Source organism: Mesorhizobium sp. M7A.F.Ca.US.011.01.1.1 (assembly GCF_003998295.1).
Classification (GTDB): domain Bacteria; phylum Pseudomonadota; class Alphaproteobacteria; order Rhizobiales; family Rhizobiaceae; genus Mesorhizobium.
The window spans coordinates 1-15,548 of record NZ_RZRT01000090.1 but is presented as its reverse complement, the minus strand read 5'-3'; the positions used below and the strand labels follow the sequence as shown (position 1 = coordinate 15,548).

The window sequence follows — 15,548 nt, the reverse complement described above, 5'->3', positions numbered from 1 at the left end:
TTCGCGAAGATCCATCGAATAAGGCTTGCCCATCCATGCTGACCTCCTTGCCCAGCATGAAGGTTGAATCAGATTTGCACGCCTAAGGGAATCCCAAGCCGATTCAGTCTCATTTCATCCCGCTCTAGGGTCTCCGCGACGTCGCTTCGCGACTGCTTCGCCCTAGGATGACGAACGAAGAGGAGAGGCTTCAGCTAATTTCGAAGCGATCAGACCCTCCCTGCGTCAAGCCTCTAGTTGAACACCGCCTCGTACAGCCGCCCCGTCGCATCGGCGGCGACCGGCACGATGAAGATCTCGTGGCTGCCGCTTTTCCCGGTAAAAAGATAGGTCGCCTGCGGCAGCGCGATGTCGCGCGGGCCTCTGAACAGCAGCGAGAAACCGCCACCCGGGCGCGGGCTGGCGGCGATGGGCTTGACCGCGCTCAGCTCGAGCGGGATCTGCTGGCCCCCGGCTTCGATGGTGAAGGTTTGTCCCTGCTCGAAATCCGACACCGACGCCATTCCGTTTGCCTCAATCTGTCCGCTGGAGCGGTTCAGCCTTCGGATCGCTGATCCAGCTTTTGTTTCTTCGCAATTGCCAAGGGAAAACCGCTCCACACTTTTCCTGGAATTGCTCCAGCGGCGGCACTGTCGCCGCTTCGCCGCAAGCTGTCCAGAGGCGGGCAGGCCGGCGGTCGCGCTCCCCAAGACAATCGGCCGCCGCAAAACCCCAAAATACAGCACCGCCTGTCCTTTTATGCGCGCAAGAGACGCTGTAGTACTTTGTTCCTGCGCGGGATTCCTTTCGACCCAAGATCAGCGCAAACAAGCATAGATCCCGGCTTCGGGACCATTGGCAGCCTGATGGGCGTGCGGGAGACGGATGATGGCGGATGCAAAGACGAACGTGACGGGCGATGCGTTGCCGCTGTTCTATTCGAGGCCCGAGGCGCTCAATCCGGCGCGGCACGGCTCGCTTGGCCTGACCGCGCGCAGCGACTTCGGCTTCGCCCGCTCCGCGCACGCCATTCCGGTGGTCGCGTCGGAAATGCCGGCGGCGATGCGATCCTACCCGATCGTCTTTATCGGCCCGGCCAAGTCGCCAGTGATCATCACCGGCGTGCGCCAGAACGAGAACCTGTTCGTCGATGCCGACGGCAAATGGACCGGGCCGCACTACATCCCCGCCTATGTCCGGCGCTATCCCTTCATCCTGGCCGAAGACCCGACATCGGCCGGCCGGCTGACGCTGTGCGTCGAACGGGCCAGCGACCGGGTCGTCGACCAGTTGCTTGCGCCGTCCCGCGATGACAAGATCCTGCCGTTCTTCACCGGCAACGAGCCGACCGAAGCGACCAAACAGGCGCTCGCCTTCTGCAACCAGTTCCAGATCGACTTCAGAGCCACCCGCGAGATGGTCGAAAAGATCGATGCACACAGCCTGTTTTCACCGCGCCAGAGCAAGGTGACGCTGGAAGGCGGCGAGGTGCTCAACCTCACCGATTTCCAGGTGATCGACGAGCCGGCCTTCAACAGATTGAGCGACGAGGCGTTCCTCGACCTGCGCAAATCAGGCGCGCTCGGCCTGCTCTATTGCCACCTCGCCTCGACCAACAGCTGGACCTCGCTGGTGCATCAGGCGTCGCTGCGGAAGGCGGAGTAAGGCTCTCGAGTCTAAAGAGGCAGAGCGCGCAACTTGCTGATCCGCTGAATCGGTATCTCGTGCATAGAAGGCGCGGCGACCAATTTAGTGACCCCTTCGATCTCGGGCCACTTCCAGACGATGGTTGCCGCCACCTGGTTCATTGGCGTTTTCTGGTAAGCGGGCGCCAGAATAAATCCGTGAAGGCCGGCTGATCGCAAAGCCGCTCTCTCGGCTGGGTTTCTCAGAACGCGGCCATCCCCCGAGATGAAGATCCATGTCTCTGGTGCGCTTTGAAGATGTTTGATCCAGTCAATGTCGGCCGAGTGCCGACCGCCAGGAAGGCCTGGCACGTCCTTGATGTGAAAAGCACGATGCCCGTAATGGCTTATGAAACCGTCCAGAGTCGTAGCAAATAGCGGTGCGGTGCAGTTGTCAAACAGCACGTTCACGCCGCAATTCCATGCCCCATGGATGTCTCAAACTCAATAGATCGGCGGACGGACGCTTCCGGCACCAGATAGGCACGGGCGGCGCCAATAATCCCTTCCTGACGCGCAGCTGCTGCAAGGATCGCCGTCGGCACGCTTGAAGCGGCATCAATTGGCTGACCGAAAGACCGTGATGGGTCTACAACGACATTGAGCCGGCGACCGCCGGGCCACCACAAAAGCGGGTTGCCATCGTCGCCAAAATCGACAGTTTTTAAGATCGGCTCGATGATCCCTTTGAATTCATACTGGCGACGAAATAGGTTCAGGAGCCGTTCTCGCTCTTCGCCATCTTCGCCGGTTTCTATGACCGTTACAAAAATTTCCCGGCCGTCCGTTCGAAAGCGGTTGGTTGAAAGCGGACGGTCTTGACCAATGATATCTCGGGCAAGATGTATGGCCGCGCGAACACGCATCGCCGAAACTCCGGCGCGAATGAAGGCATCCGCGACCCGAACTTCCATAAGGTCTCGAAAGCCAAGAAAAACCCGCTCATCCCCCAAATCAACTTCAGGCGACCAAAGTGACGCGTACTTCTGGTCCTTAATGTTGTGGCCTCGGAGCCACCTAGCAATCTTGGCAGGACGGATATGCAAAAGCCGACCCGCTTCCGCAGGCGTGTAGACACCGACTCCGATCAGACTGTCCAATTCGATGCTCCCTTGCCTTATAGATTCAGCGTCTTGGGCGGCTGTCAATATGCGCGCTCAATAGTGACTGATCTGGCAAGCACAATCTATGATTTGCATGATTTTCGCTTTCCGCATGCGGGTAGCTATGCGGTAGCTTGCAACTGTAGACAAAGAAGAAGCCGCACTAGGCGGCCTTCTTATCTGCTTGATTCCCTCTGGAGGAAACTGGAGCGGGTGAAGCGATTCGAACGCTCGACCCCAACCTTGGCAAGGTTGTGCTCTACCCCTGAGCTACACCCGCTCGCACGGCGTCTTGGCCGCAAGCCGGGCCTATATGGCTGAAGAGCGCGGCGATTGCAACAGGGAAATCGCAGGCTTTTTGCGACACGATGCGCGGGGCCGGCAAGCCGCCGGCGGGCGCGTGAGTGGCGGGCGGCGAGGGCGCCAGCGCGAAGGGCGGTGCCGCTCACCGTGGTGTCGCATGACGGTCTTGTGTCGGCCGCCCGATTGGCCGTAAACGGCTGGCTGGAGAAACGGGACGAAGACGAAACCGATGCCGAAGACCGAAGCCGATTTGATGGCCTTTCTCGCCGAACTCGGGATTGCCGCCTCGACGAAGCGCCATCCGCCGCTCTACACGGTCGCGGATTCGCAGGCGCTGCGCGGCGAAATCGCCGGCGGGCACACGAAAAACCTGTTCCTGAAGGACAAGAAGGATAATTTCTTCCTGGTCACCGTCGGCGAGGACGCGGTCGTCGACCTGAAGCAGATCCACCAGGTGATCGGCGCCGCCAGCCGGGTCTCCTTCGGCAAGCCGGAGATGCTGATGGAGCTGCTCGGCGTCACACCGGGCGCCGTGACGGTCTTTGGCGTCATCAACGACACGGCAAACAGGGTCAAGCTCGTGCTCGACAAGGATTTGATGGAGCATGCGGTGATCAATGGGCATCCGCTGACCAATGAGGCGACGACATCGATCGCGGCGCGAGACCTGATCAGATTCGTCGAGGCAACCGGGCACGATGCTGCTATCTTGAAAGTCTCCGTGTGATCGCCACATGGATGGCTTGAGTCAGATGGTCTGAAGCATAGGGCGCCTGGCCGCCGGCCGGCGGCGCCACGGAAGGGTAAAGAGATGAGCGACAACAATCCGTTCGGCGGCTCCTTTGGCGGTAATGGCGGCCAGTACACCACCTCGGTGCAGTATGGTGGAGCGGCGCCGGCGCCGGCGAAAGTCGCGCTTGGCGATGCGCCCGCCGCTCCCGCCGATGTGATCAAGGACACGACGACGGCTGCCTTTGCCGCCGATGTCATCCAGGAATCGCGCCGCCAGCCGGTGCTGGTCGATTTCTGGGCACCCTGGTGTGGCCCTTGCAAGCAGCTGACGCCGCAGTTGGAGAAGGCGGTCAAGGCTGCCGGCGGCAGGGTCAAGCTGGTCAAGATGAACATCGATGATCATCCCTCGATCGCCGGCCAGCTCGGCATCCAGTCTATCCCGGCGGTCATCGCCTTCAAGGACGGCCAGCCGGTCGATGGCTTCATGGGCGCCATCCCGGAGAGCCAGATCAACGAATTCATCACCAAGGTCGGCGGCAAGGGCAATGGCGCGCCGCCGGTGGCGGAAGCCTTGGCAGCGGCGACCGAAGCGCGCGAGGCCGGCGACATGCAGACCGCGGCCGACATTTATGACGCCATCCTGGCGCAGGCGCCGGAGACGATCGAGGCGATCGCCGGACTGGGCGAACTGTTGTTCGACGCCGGCGACACGGAAGGCGCCGAGGCGCTTTTGGCAACAGCCCCGGAGGCCAAGAAGGATGCGCCGCCACTGGCAGCCCTACGGGCCAGGATGGCGGTTGCGGCGCAGGCGGCAGCTCTCGGCAATCCAGCCGAGTTCGAGCGCCGGCTGGCGGAAAATCCTGGGGATCACCAGGCGCGCTTCGATCTGGCCATGATCCAGAACGCCAACGGCGACCGCACCGCGGCCGCAGACAATCTGCTGGCCATCATCAAGGCCGACCGAAGCTGGAACGAGGATGGCGCCAGGACGCAATTGCTGCAGCTGTTCGAGGCATGGGGCATGACCGACGAGGCAACGCTTGCCGCGCGCCGCAAATTGTCGGCATTGCTGTTTTCCTGAGCCGTTTACCGGTTGTTTTGCCGCACGGGCTTGGCGTCGGCCATGACTGCGCCAGATTAGAACTGCGATGACGCGCTTCTGGTGAAGCGATCGGAGGAATATGGTGCAAGCGGGAAACGCGCATTACCGGCTCGCCAAGGATTTGCCGTCGACGATCCCGATCTTTCCGCTCGAGGGGGCGCTTTTGCTGCCGGGAGGCCGCATGCCGCTCAACATCTTCGAGCCGCGCTATCTGCAGATGGTGGACGAGGCGATTGCCGGCTCGCGGCTCATCGGCGTCATCCAGCCCAGTCTCGACGGCGCCTTGCGCGGCGATGGCGAGCCGGAGCTCTGCAATGTCGGTTGCGCCGGGCGCATCATCGCTTTTTCCGAGAGTGGCGACGGCCGCTACCTGATTTCGCTGCAGGGCGTGTGCCGGTTCCGCATCGCCCACGAATTGACGGTCAAGACGCCGTTTCGCCAGTGCAAGCCCGCGCCTTTCCTTGCCGATCTCGACGAGGATCAGGCGGACAACGAGATCGACCGGCCATCGCTGCTCAAGGCGTTTCGCGCCTATCTGCAGGCCAACGATTTGGAGGCCGACTGGGAAAGCGTCAGCCGCGCCGAAAATGCCATGCTGGTCAATGCGCTGTCGATGATGGCGCCCTACGGGCCGGCCGAGAAACAGGCGCTGCTCGAAGCAGCCGACCTGAAGACCCGGGCCGAGACGCTGATCGCCATCACCGAAATGGCGCTGGCGCGCGAGAATGAGGACTTTGGCTCAAGTTTACAGTAAGAGGGCGCGATGGCGGACGGACGTGACGAGAGGAAGGTCGACCCCAAGCTGCTGGAGCTGCTGGCCTGCCCGCTGACCAAGGGGCCGCTGGCCTGGGATCCAGAGCGCGGCGAACTGATTTCCAGGGTCGCCAAGATTGCCTACCCGGTGCGTGACGGCATCCCGATCATGCTGCCCTCCGAGGCGCGGACGCTTTCGGTGGAGGACGTGCTAGCCCCGCCGCCGCCACGCTTGGGTGGGCCGGGCTGAGTTCTTGCACCACAGGCTGGTGAGGTGGGCGGGACAGCACCCCCCTCTGGCCTACCGGCCATCTCCCCCGCAAGGAGGGAGATTGGCAGCTTTGGCGCTTTCGCACATTCCAGCAACCGTGGAGATTAGCGAAAGCCGAGACTACATCCAATCTTCCCCCTTGCGGGGGAGATTGCCGGTAGGCCAGAGGGGGTGCTGTCCCGCTGCCATCGAAGTTTTTGACACTACTGAAAATTCCGCCCCTTGGGCATGACCCTTTCCGCTTCTTCCGACAGCGTTGCGAGATCCTGACGGATCGGTGCGCTTTGTTTGGCGGGGCTGGAGCGATCCGAACGCTCCTTGGCGAGGTCTCCCGGAGGAACCGCCGGGATGGCCCCGCTGACCTTCTCCAGAAGCACGGTCAGCCAGGGCGTCAGATCCTCGATCCTCTCGGCGACGATGTGGACCACGCCCGATTCCGACTGCAATTTTCCGGTGACCTTGACGAACCGGGCGCCCATGACGATCGGCCGGTAACGGTCGAAGGTTCTTTGCCAGAAGATGACGTTGGCCACCGCCTTGTCGTCTTCCAGCGTCAAGAAGATCGCGTTCCCCTTGCCGGGGCGCTGCCGCACCAGCACGAGGCCGGCGACGGAGACGCGCCTGCCGTCGCGCACGGAAGGAAGGTTCGCATTGGGAATGACGCCGGCGCGGTCGAGCCGCTCGCGCAGGAAGGCGACCGGATGCGCCTTCAGCGACAGGCCGAGCGCGCGGTAATCATGGATGACATGCTCGCCGAGCGGCATTTTCGGCAGCTTCGTCTCGGGCTCCAGCTCGCGCAGGCGAAGCGCCGGCTGGTCGAACAGCGGCAGCCTTTCGGCGGCGCTCTTGCCGTCGAGCGCGCGCACCGCCCACAAGGCTTCGCGACGATCAAGGCCGAGCGAGCGGAAGGCATCGGCTTGCGCCAGCCTCTCGATCTCGCCGACATCGAGGCCGGAGCGCAGCCAGACATCCCGGACGGATCCGTAGCCTGAGCCGCGCCGTTCGACGAAGGCCGCCATACGCTCCTTCGACAGGCCCTTGATCTGGCGGAAGCCGAGCCGGACGGCATGCTTCGTCTCGATGACGCCGCGCATTTCGGCATGGCGCGGGAGGATACGGGCCGGATCGAAAGGCGCTTTCTCCAGCGTGCAATCCCAGACCGAAAAATTGACGTCGACGTCGCGGATGTCGACGCCATGGTCGCTTGCGTCGCGCACGAGCTGGGCCGGCTGGTAAAACCCCATCGGCTGTGAATTCAGGATCGCGGCGCAGAACACGTCGGGATAGAAGGTCTTGAACCAGCAGGAGGCGTAGACGAGCAGGGCGAAGGAAGCGGCATGGCTTTCGGGAAAGCCATATTCGCCAAAGCCCTCGATCTGCTTGAAGCAGCGCTCGGCGAAGTCTCGTTGATAGCCTTTCTTGACCATCCCTTCGACCATCAGCGTTTCATAGTTTTTGATCATGCCACTGCGCTTAAAGGTGGCCATAGCGCGTCTTAGCTTATCCGCCTCACCGGGCGAGAAGCCCCCGGCATCGATCGCGATCTTCATTGCCTGCTCTTGAAACAACGGCACACCGAGAGTTCGCTCCAGAATGGCTTGAAGTTCCTTGCTCGGATACTCGACCTTCTCCTTTCCCTGCCGTCGACGAAGGTAGGGGTGCACCATATCGCCCTGGATAGGACCGGGTCGCACGATCGCCACTTCGATGACCAGATCATAGAATGTGCGGGGCCTGAGACGCGGCAGCATCGACATCTGGGCACGCGATTCAATCTGAAAGACGCCCAATGTGTCGGCACGGCAGATCATGTCGTAAACGCGGCTATCCTTTTGCGGAATTGTCGCAAGGGTCAGCCGCCGGTCATACTTGTCCCTTACTCGGTAGTGGGTTTCCAGCAGATCGAAAGCACGCCTCAGGCAAGACAGCATGCCAAGCGCCAGCACATCGACTTTGAGGATGCCGACATTATCCAGGTCATCCTTATCCCATTCGACCATCTTGCGTTCGTCCATCGCCGTCTTGACGATGGGCACGATCTCATCGAGCCGGTCTTTGGTGATGACGAAGCCGCCGACATGTTGCGACAGATGACGGGGAAAGCCCATGATATCGTTGGAGCGTTCGATCACCAGTTTTGCCAGCGGGTCGGTGCGGTTGATGCCGCCAGCGTGAGCCTCCTTCTCGCCAAGTTCGGAGGTCGACCAACCCCAGATCGTGCTCGCCAAAGCGCTTCTGACATCTTCCGACAGGCCCATTGCCTTAGCCACTTCGCGTAGCGCCGAACGGCCGCGATAGCTGATGACGGCTGCGGCCAAGGCTGTGCGTTTGGCGCTGTATTTATTGTAGATATAGGCGATGACCTCATCACGCCTCTCATGTTCGAAGTCGACATCGATGTCTGGAGGTTCGTCGCGCTCCGTCGAAACAAAGCGCTCGAAAAGAACGTCCAGAAGGCCAGGATCTACCTCCGTAATCTCCAGACAATAGCAGATGACGGAGTTTGCGGCGGAGCCGCGACCCTGACACAGAATGCCGACCTCTTCCGAACGCGCGAACCGAACGATGTCGCGAACGGTGAGAAAATAACGGGCGTATTTCTTCTGACCGACAATTTCGAGTTCGTGCCGGATGAGTCCTTCCACTTTGTCAGGGATGCCCTCGGGGTAACGTTTCCTGGCGCCCTCCCAAGTCAATCTCTCCAGTTCCGTCTGAGGGTCGACGCCTGCCTCAGTCGTCTCCTCTGGATAGTTGTGCTTCAGCTCCTCAAGGGAAAAACCCAGGCTTTCCGCAAACCGCAAGGTCTCGGCCAATGCTTGCGGATGCCTGCGGAACAGGCGCGCCATCTCCATTGGCGGCTTCAGATGACGCTCGGCATTGGCGCTGAGTTGCAGCCCGACCCCGGCGACGGGCGTGTTGAGGCGGATCGCGGTCAGCACGTCCTGCAGCGGGCGCCGTTCGGCCGTGTGATAGAGAACGTCGTTGGTCGCCATCAGTGGAATACCGACGCTCTCGGCAAGCGCCGCGGCCTGCTCGATGCGGAAACGGTCATCGCCGGCGTAGTCGGGCGAAACGCCTAGCCGCAGATTCCTGCCGAAGCGGCCTTTGAGCTCACCAAGCAAAGCGAGACTGTCTTGCGCGCCCGCCGACAGATCGGGCAGGACCGCCAGCGACATCAGGTCACCCCATTCGAGCAGGTCGCCGCGCTGGAGAAGGGTGGCGCCTTTGCCGTTCTCGTCGCGCAGATTGGCTTGGGTAAGCATGCGGCAGAGATGTCCCCAGCCCTTGCGGTCCTGGGGATAGGCGAGGATGTCGGGCGTGCCGTCGCCGAAAACCAGCCGGCAGCCGGGGTGATAGGAGAGTTTTTCGACCTTGGCCTGCTGCCAGGCGCGCACCACGCCGGCCACCGTGTTGCGGTCGGCAAGCCCGATCGCCGAGAAGCCCAGGAGCTTGGCCGCGACCACCAGCTCCTCCGGCTTGGAGGCGCCGCGCAGGAAGGAGAAATTCGACTGGATGCCGAACTCGGCATAGGGGATGACGGTCAGCGCGTTCATGCGAAGACACCATGCATGAACCAGCGCGGCGGCACCTGCGTGTTGCCGTAAAGACCTTGCCGGTAAAGCCAATAACGGCGGCCGTCGGCGTCCTCGATGCGGAAGTAGTCGCGGGTTGACGTGATCGGGTCGCTCGCTGCCTCGCGCCACCATTCGGCGGCGATGCGTTCCGGCCCTTCGGCACGCGTGACCCGGTAGAGCGCGCGCCGCCAGCGGAAGTTCAGCGGTGGTCCTTCCGGCATTTCAGTGGCCGGCACATCGATGGGTTCGGGCGAGCGGAACAGCCGGATCGGCCGTTCCGGCGGAAAAATGGTTTTTGGTGCCTGCAGCCTGTCCGGCTTCTTCGGCGGCGTGGTCCGGCGCGGCGCTTCGGTGAAGGGGATCGTGGCGACGGCACGCTCCGGCAGATGGCTTTCGACCGCGACCGGCCGGAGAACCGCCCCCTCGCCGAGCCGGGCGCGGATGCGGTCGGCGAACAGCGCGATATCGGCACCGTCGTCGGTCGTTTCGCCAGTCAGATCGGCCTGCTGCATGTCGAAGGTGGCTGCCGCCAACACCGAGAGCCGCACCAGATCGAAACCATAGCCGGCATCGATATCCTGTTCGAGCGCGGCCAACCTTTCATGGAACAGTTTCTGGATCAGCCGGGGTTCGCGCAGCGGCCGCGAGGTGCCGATGGCGATGCGGCTGACGGCGCCGTCGACGCGAAAGAGCAGCAGCGCCAGCGTCCTGGCGCCCTCACCGCGGCGCTCGAGATCGGTCTTCAAGGTCGCCGCCAGCATGCCCACCAGCCGTTCGATGTCCTCGGTCAAGGTGACGGGTTCGGCGAGGTGGCGTTCGACCGAAAGCGGCGCGACGGGAAGGCGCGGCGACACCGCTTCGTCGAGACGGCCAAGCGCCTGGTCGAGGCGCAGGAGCAGCAAGGCGCCGAAGCGGCGGGCGAGCGGCGCGCGCGGTGCGGCCATGACGGCGCCCGCCGTGCGCAGGCCGACGCTTTCCAGGCTGGTGCGGGTCGCGGGTTCGATGCGCAGTGCGGCCAGCGGCAGGGGCGCGAGCAGCGCTTCTTCCTCGCCGCCAGCGACGATGCGGTCGCCGCAAAACCGTGCCGCCGCCCAGGCCGCGCCCGGCGTCGCGGCAAGCCCGGCACGGACATCGAAACCCTGATGGAAGAAGCGCGACAGGATGTCGTCCAGCATGGCACGTTCGCCGCCGAACAGATGGGTGCAGCCGGTGACGTCGAGAAACAGGCCGTCCGCGCCATCCAGCGCCACCAGCGGGGTGTAGCGGTCGCACCAGTCGGCAAGGCCTTCGAGCAGGCGGCGGTCGGCTTCCGGATCGGCCTCGACGATGTCGATCGACGGATGCATGGCGCGCGCATCGGCGATGCCCATGTCGCGCTTCAGGTGCAGCGCCTCAGCCCGCTCGTCGAGGGCCGAGATGCGCTGTGCGTTGCGGTCGCGATGGCTGATCACGAGCGGCGGGTGAGATGGGTGATCCGACGGCCGGGAACGCCAGGACCGCCCCAGACGCTGGCGCAGGACCCTTTCCGCCGCCAGATAGGGAAACCACAGGGACAGGATTCTTTGGCCGGTTTCTTCCCCCACCTGCTCCTTCGTCGCCCGCTCTTTCGTCGAATGCGCATTCATCGGGATTCCACTCCAGTGTGAATTGTCCAGGCAGGGCCGTGCGGCTCTTGCCGATGGTGAGGGTGAAGGCCGGGCGGCCGATCGAGCCGGCCAGCGGCCCGGCGATGGTGTCGCGCGGCACCGCCGGTGCCGACGCGACGATGAGGCGGACGGGTGCCGCCGTCGGTTCGGGTTCGGCCGCCTGCCGCAGCAGGAACACCGGGCGGCCGGCCGCTTGCGCCCTTGCATGCAGCCGGCGTGTCGCGGTCAGGTCAAGCCGCTGCGGATTGCCGCGAATTTCGAGGATGACCGCGGCGAGCGCCGTCATCCGGGCCGCCTCCTCGGCGACCCACAGCGCATCGACAAGTCTCGGTGCCTCGGAAAACAGCAATTGCTCCGGCTCGATGCCGAACGAGGCGTGAAGCCCCCTGGCATAGGGAAAGCCGGCCTCGCGAAAGATCTCCGATGTGCCGATCCACAGCACCGGCAGCCCCGGCGTCTGCTTGAGGATCAAGCTTGTGAGCGACAAAGCGAAGCCGGCGACGGCCCCGGCATCGCGGGTTTGCGTGCCATGGATTTCGCTCAGGGCGGCCTTCGGCAGGCCGCCGCTCAGGGCGGCGTCGAGGCGCTCGACGCCAATAGGCAGGAACGCATCCGGCAACGCCGCGGCAATGCCACGCCGGACGATTGTGAGATCGGTGTTGACGTCGGCATCAAAGGGCGCGGCGGCCGGCGCAGCCAAGCGCTCGGGCAGCGTTCCCTCGATTTTCGCGATCTGGCGGCGCAGGGCAAAAACAGTCTCCCGCGCCACGGCGGTCATCGCCATGACGGTCAGCTTCCACTCACATTGTTCCTGTTATGTTCCCTATAGATTCCAGAGCGCATCCCAAGAGTCAAGCAGACACATGGGGAATTTATTCCTCTCCGCGCGGATGGCGCAGGCGCATCGGCCCGTGTCATTTGCCGATTCCGGTGCGAAAGCCTATATGCCGGGATCAAAGGACAAAGCATGGCACGCATCTACAAGACCCGCACCTGGCACGACGAACTCTCGCCCTCGATGGACGAAATGGAGTTCCTGGCGCTGGAGGCGTACGCCCATCTGCCGGAGGATTTTCGCAAGCTGACCGGCGAGATCGTTATCCAGATCGCCGAATTCCCGACCGACGAGATCATGGACGATCTGTCGCTAGAAACGCCGTTCGACCTGCTCGGCCTGTTCGAGGGACGCGGCATCGCCGAGCGCTGGAACCCGCAGACCGGCGAAGGCCCGAACCGGATCACGCTCTACCGCCGCGCCATCCTCGATTACTGGTCCGAAAACGAAGAGACGCTGGGCGACATCGTCACCCACGTGCTGATCCACGAGATCGGCCACCATTTCGGGCTGTCGGACGATGATATGGAGAAGATCGAAGAGGCGGCGGAATAGCTGGTTCTGCGTCGCGTGAAATGTCCATTCCTATCCAGTCGGTCCAGAACCCAGCGGCGGCAAGGGTTTCTGGGATCCCGCTTCAGATAGGTTGGTCATTCGGCTGATGAAAAGATGCAGCGCCTTGCGCACGGCGAGCGATGGCGGCTCGGACGGATGCCACTCCGGAAAATGACCATCAACCACCATTCGTGCCAACCCATAGACAAAGGCACGGGCGGCAAGAACCAGATGATCGAAGTCCGCGTTCGCAGCCAGCTGACCCTGGTGTTGCGCTTGGGTCAGCAGGTCGATCATCTTCCGGCGAATGGCTTCATTCTGACCCCGAAGACTGTCCGACCCGTCGAAATCAATCAGGGTTCGGGAACTGATGATCTGGAAATGCGTGGGATTGGCAATCGCCCATTCCAGATAGCCTTGTCCGATTGCTTCGAAGGCCACGATGGGATCCGCGCTGTCGACTGCTGAAAGTGCATTGGCAACGGCCTCTGTCAGCCGGTTCATGGCCTGTTCGGCGACCGCGGTCAGCAGCGCTGTTTTCGACTGAAAATGCCGGAAGGGGGCGCCGGGGGAAACGCCGGCCCGCTTTGCGGCTTCGCGCACGCTTACATTGTCGGGGCCGCCTTCCTCGACAAGTTGAATTGCAGCATCGATCAACGTGCCCCGCAAATGGCCATGGTGGTAGCCGGTGCGGTGAGGCGTCTTGGCGTTTGCCATCTCTTCTCCTTCGTTTTCGTTCCGGAGGCCTGCTTCACGCATCTGTAGCATGATCCGCGATTTATGTAATCACCGTTTACAATGCAGGCAAGAGTATGTAATCAGTGATTACTGATGGGATCGGAACAGGCCTGCGGTCTTCGCGGCTCCCGTTTTCCCGGATGAGGAAACGAAGATGCTTGCCAGAACCGCCGAACCCCGCCGTCCGCAATCGCTCATTTCGCTGAGGAGTTCAGCCGAAGAACCTCAGCGCAAGGAAAATTCCACTATCCAGTCGAGCACTCCGCTCTATCGGCTTGCCGCCGTCGCCGGGGTGGGAAGCGCGCTCATTCTTCTGGTCAACGCGGCCAAACGCAGCGCGCTCATCGCGACCACCGATCTGACGCAACTTCTCGCGCCAGTCGCCGAGATATTGGCGCTCGGTCTTGTCGTAGGCCTGTTTCTGGCGTTTGGCCGGCGCGCGGGCCTGTTCGGCACCATCGCGTTTGTCATCAACTTCGTTGCATTGGCAAGTTTGGTCGGTGTGGAAGTGGTGATCAATCTCGTATTTTCGAAACTGCCGCCGGCAACCATCATCGACCTGCGCGCCGGGCCTCTCGGACTGGCCCTGGTCGTCAGTTCAGTTCTTTTTCTGCTTGGGACGCTGGCGTTTGTAATCTCTCTTGTTGTCGCAAGAGGCGTGCCGCGCATTCCACTCGCTCTCTATTTCATTGGCGCGGTGCCTATCGCGCTCCGGTCGTTCGTGCCGGAGTTGGCTCTTGACCTGGGCTTGGTGACGCTTGCGGCGGCGATCGCCTGGCTGGCCGGGTGGCTGTGGATGCGAGCGCCGCCTACCAGTCGCTGAGCTTGGTGTCCGGCCCGTATTCCTGACCGTCGATATCCTTGACCACGGCCTGGCCGCAGCGCATCGTCTTGGCTTTCTTGTCGTAGGCATAGGTCGGCGAGCCGAACAGATGCCAGCCCTTGTTCAGCGCCGCCGTCACCTTGTGGCAAAAGCTGGCGTCGTCCGGGCCGGTCAGAAAGCGGTAGAGTTTCATCGGATTAGTTCCTGTCGTGAGTAGCCATAGCCCGCGAGCATAGGGCTGATATCATGCGCCGATGGCGGTCGCCTTCGCCAGCAGTTTTTCGGCCTGCGCCAGGTGCAGCCGCTCGACCATCTTGCCCTTCAACGCGATCACGCCCTTGCCGGCATTCTCCGGCAGCGCGAACGCATCCTTGACCAGGCGGGCCTCGGCCACCGCTTCCGTGGACGGCGCGAAGGCGCGGTTGGCGGCCTCGATCTGGGCCGGGTGGATGAGGCTCTTGCCGTCGAATCCCATGGCCGCCGCCTCGGTGCACTCACGGGCGAAAGCGTCGAGGTCGCGAAAATCGTTGGAAACGCCGTCGAGCATATCGATACCGCCGGCGCGCGCCGCCAGCACCATCTGCATCAGCCACGGCACAAGGTAGCGCCGGTCAGGCGTCGCCAGCACGCCGGTCTCCTTGACCAGATCATTCGTTCCGGCAACGAAACAAGCCAGCCGTGAGGCCGGATCGCGGCCAAGCTCGGCAATGGCGCCGATGTTGAGCAGCGCTTTGGGCGTCTCGATCATCGCCCACAGTTTCACGCTGTCGGGAGCAAAATTGTCGTCGAGCACATCGCCGGCCTCGAGCAGGTCGCGCGGCGTGTCGACCTTGGGCAACAGAATGCCGTCGGGCTCGCAGCTTGCCGCCGCCAGCAGGTCGTCGGCGCCCCATTCGCTGGCCAGCGCATTGATGCGCACGATCATCTCGCAGCGCCTGTCGGGATGGTTGGCGAAAATGCCGGCCAGTTTTTCGCGAGCGGCGATCTTGTCAGCCGGGGCGACGGCGTCTTCCAGGTCGATGATGATTGCGTCGCAGGTGAGCGACGCGATCTTGGCCAGGGCCTTGTCGTTGGAGGCCGGGATGTAGAGCACGGAGCGGCGCGGGCGGTAGGTATCTGTCATGCCTGATCTATGCCGCGTGCGGGCGGGTGAGGCAAGCGCGCAAGACAGTTCGATCTCCCCCCTCGTGGGGGAGATGGCCGGCAGGCCAGAGGGGTGCGCTGTCCCTCCGACCTATCAAGACCTACGTTCCTCACCCTGCGAAGTAGTCACTCTCGGGCGCGACGAACCCAAGCTGATTGAAGCCTCGATCCTTCACGCCCCCCTCTGCCCTGCCGGGCATCTCCCCCTTGCGGGCAGGGCTATCGCATATGGGTTCTTGCGAAGAAGGACCCCCACCCTAACCCTCCCCACAGGGGGGAGGGAACGCTGCCGCGCACTCCAATCC

General features: G+C 62.8%; 17 protein-coding genes and 1 tRNA gene. 7 read left to right on the top strand and 11 right to left on the bottom strand.

Features of this window, described 5'->3' with window-relative positions; all coding sequences use genetic code 11:
* Positions 1-233: 233 nt before the first annotated feature.
* Positions 234-503 (bottom strand): hypothetical protein, encoded by a 270-nt coding sequence (locus EOA13_RS34860; protein ID WP_127297743.1) that lies wholly within the window; start codon positions 501-503, stop codon positions 234-236.
* 10 nt (positions 504-513) lie between these two features.
* A complete protein-coding gene (locus EOA13_RS34855) occupies positions 514-810 on the bottom strand; it encodes a hypothetical protein (protein WP_127297742.1) in 297 nt (98 codons plus the stop codon).
* A 57-nt stretch (positions 811-867) separates the two neighbouring features.
* On the opposite strand from EOA13_RS34855, the gene EOA13_RS34850 reads away from it, so the two are divergent.
* Positions 868-1,644, top strand: a complete 777-nt coding sequence (locus EOA13_RS34850) for a SapC family protein (RefSeq protein WP_127297741.1) — start codon at positions 868-870, stop codon at positions 1,642-1,644.
* 11 nt (positions 1,645-1,655) lie between these two features.
* On the opposite strand, the gene EOA13_RS34845 is transcribed toward EOA13_RS34850, so the two are convergent.
* From EOA13_RS34845 to EOA13_RS34835, 3 genes are all read right to left on the bottom strand, one after another.
* Complete coding sequence (locus tag EOA13_RS34845) at positions 1,656-2,075, bottom strand: hypothetical protein (RefSeq protein WP_127297740.1); 420 nt, start codon at positions 2,073-2,075, stop codon at positions 1,656-1,658.
* Positions 2,072-2,764 carry a hypothetical protein gene (locus EOA13_RS34840; RefSeq protein WP_245490573.1) on the bottom strand — a complete coding sequence of 231 codons (693 nt, stop codon included), beginning with the start codon at positions 2,762-2,764 and terminating at the stop codon, positions 2,072-2,074. Before EOA13_RS34840 ends, EOA13_RS34845 begins: the two co-directional genes overlap by 4 nt.
* A gap of 208 nt (positions 2,765-2,972) precedes the next feature.
* Positions 2,973-3,047 (bottom strand) — tRNA-Gly (locus EOA13_RS34835).
* A gap of 252 nt (positions 3,048-3,299) precedes the next feature.
* Between EOA13_RS34835 and EOA13_RS34830 the strand changes: the two genes are divergently transcribed.
* The 4 genes from EOA13_RS34830 (at position 3,300) to EOA13_RS34815 (ending at position 5,907) form a co-directional block, all read left to right on the top strand.
* Positions 3,300-3,797 carry a prolyl-tRNA synthetase associated domain-containing protein gene (locus EOA13_RS34830; RefSeq protein WP_023810886.1) on the top strand — a complete coding sequence of 166 codons (498 nt, stop codon included), beginning with the start codon at positions 3,300-3,302 and terminating at the stop codon, positions 3,795-3,797.
* A gap of 84 nt (positions 3,798-3,881) precedes the next feature.
* On the top strand, positions 3,882-4,883 hold the full coding sequence (gene trxA / locus EOA13_RS34825; RefSeq protein WP_127297739.1) for a thioredoxin: 1,002 nt from the start codon (positions 3,882-3,884) through the stop codon (positions 4,881-4,883).
* A gap of 103 nt (positions 4,884-4,986) precedes the next feature.
* A complete protein-coding gene (locus EOA13_RS34820) occupies positions 4,987-5,658 on the top strand; it encodes an LON peptidase substrate-binding domain-containing protein (protein WP_023810888.1) in 672 nt (223 codons plus the stop codon).
* A gap of 9 nt (positions 5,659-5,667) precedes the next feature.
* A complete protein-coding gene (locus EOA13_RS34815) occupies positions 5,668-5,907 on the top strand; it encodes a Trm112 family protein (protein ID WP_023810889.1) in 240 nt (79 codons plus the stop codon).
* 224 nt (positions 5,908-6,131) lie between these two features.
* Here EOA13_RS34815 and EOA13_RS34805 read toward each other — a convergent pair whose 3' ends face one another.
* Genes EOA13_RS34805 through EOA13_RS34795 form a run of 3 tightly spaced genes read right to left on the bottom strand, consistent with a single transcriptional unit; the run spans position 6,132 to position 11,933 of the window.
* Entirely contained in the window at positions 6,132-9,482 is a 3,351-nt protein-coding gene (locus EOA13_RS34805; protein WP_127297738.1) for an error-prone DNA polymerase, read from the bottom strand.
* Positions 9,479-10,954 (bottom strand): DUF6504 family protein, encoded by a 1,476-nt coding sequence (locus EOA13_RS34800; protein WP_127297737.1) that lies wholly within the window; start codon positions 10,952-10,954, stop codon positions 9,479-9,481. Before EOA13_RS34800 ends, EOA13_RS34805 begins: the two co-directional genes overlap by 4 nt.
* Positions 10,896-11,933, bottom strand: a complete 1,038-nt coding sequence (locus EOA13_RS34795) for a hypothetical protein (protein ID WP_127297736.1) — start codon at positions 11,931-11,933, stop codon at positions 10,896-10,898. Before EOA13_RS34795 ends, EOA13_RS34800 begins: the two co-directional genes overlap by 59 nt.
* Positions 11,934-12,116: 183 nt before the next feature.
* On the opposite strand from EOA13_RS34795, the gene EOA13_RS34790 reads away from it, so the two are divergent.
* The gene (locus tag EOA13_RS34790) at positions 12,117-12,539 is read left to right on the top strand and encodes a metallopeptidase family protein (RefSeq protein ID WP_023763026.1); all 423 of its coding nucleotides are present in this window, start codon (positions 12,117-12,119) and stop codon (positions 12,537-12,539) included.
* Between the two features lie 30 nt (positions 12,540-12,569).
* On the opposite strand, the gene EOA13_RS34785 is transcribed toward EOA13_RS34790, so the two are convergent.
* Positions 12,570-13,256, bottom strand: a complete 687-nt coding sequence (locus tag EOA13_RS34785) for a TetR/AcrR family transcriptional regulator (protein WP_127297735.1) — start codon at positions 13,254-13,256, stop codon at positions 12,570-12,572.
* Positions 13,257-13,431: 175 nt separating this feature from the next.
* Here EOA13_RS34785 and EOA13_RS34780 point away from each other — a divergent pair, with 175 nt between their 5' ends.
* On the top strand, positions 13,432-14,100 hold the full coding sequence (locus tag EOA13_RS34780; protein WP_206535349.1) for a hypothetical protein: 669 nt from the start codon (positions 13,432-13,434) through the stop codon (positions 14,098-14,100).
* Here EOA13_RS34780 and EOA13_RS34775 read toward each other — a convergent pair.
* Both EOA13_RS34775 and EOA13_RS34770 read right to left on the bottom strand, forming a co-directional pair.
* Positions 14,087-14,293, bottom strand: coding sequence for a DUF1737 domain-containing protein (locus tag EOA13_RS34775; RefSeq protein WP_027032001.1), 207 nt, complete (start codon positions 14,291-14,293; stop codon positions 14,087-14,089). The two genes, EOA13_RS34780 and EOA13_RS34775, sit on opposite strands and share 14 nt — an antisense overlap.
* A 51-nt stretch (positions 14,294-14,344) precedes the next feature.
* Positions 14,345-15,223, bottom strand: a complete 879-nt coding sequence (locus EOA13_RS34770; RefSeq protein WP_127297734.1) for a CoA ester lyase — start codon at positions 15,221-15,223, stop codon at positions 14,345-14,347.
* Positions 15,224-15,548 lie beyond the last annotated feature (325 nt).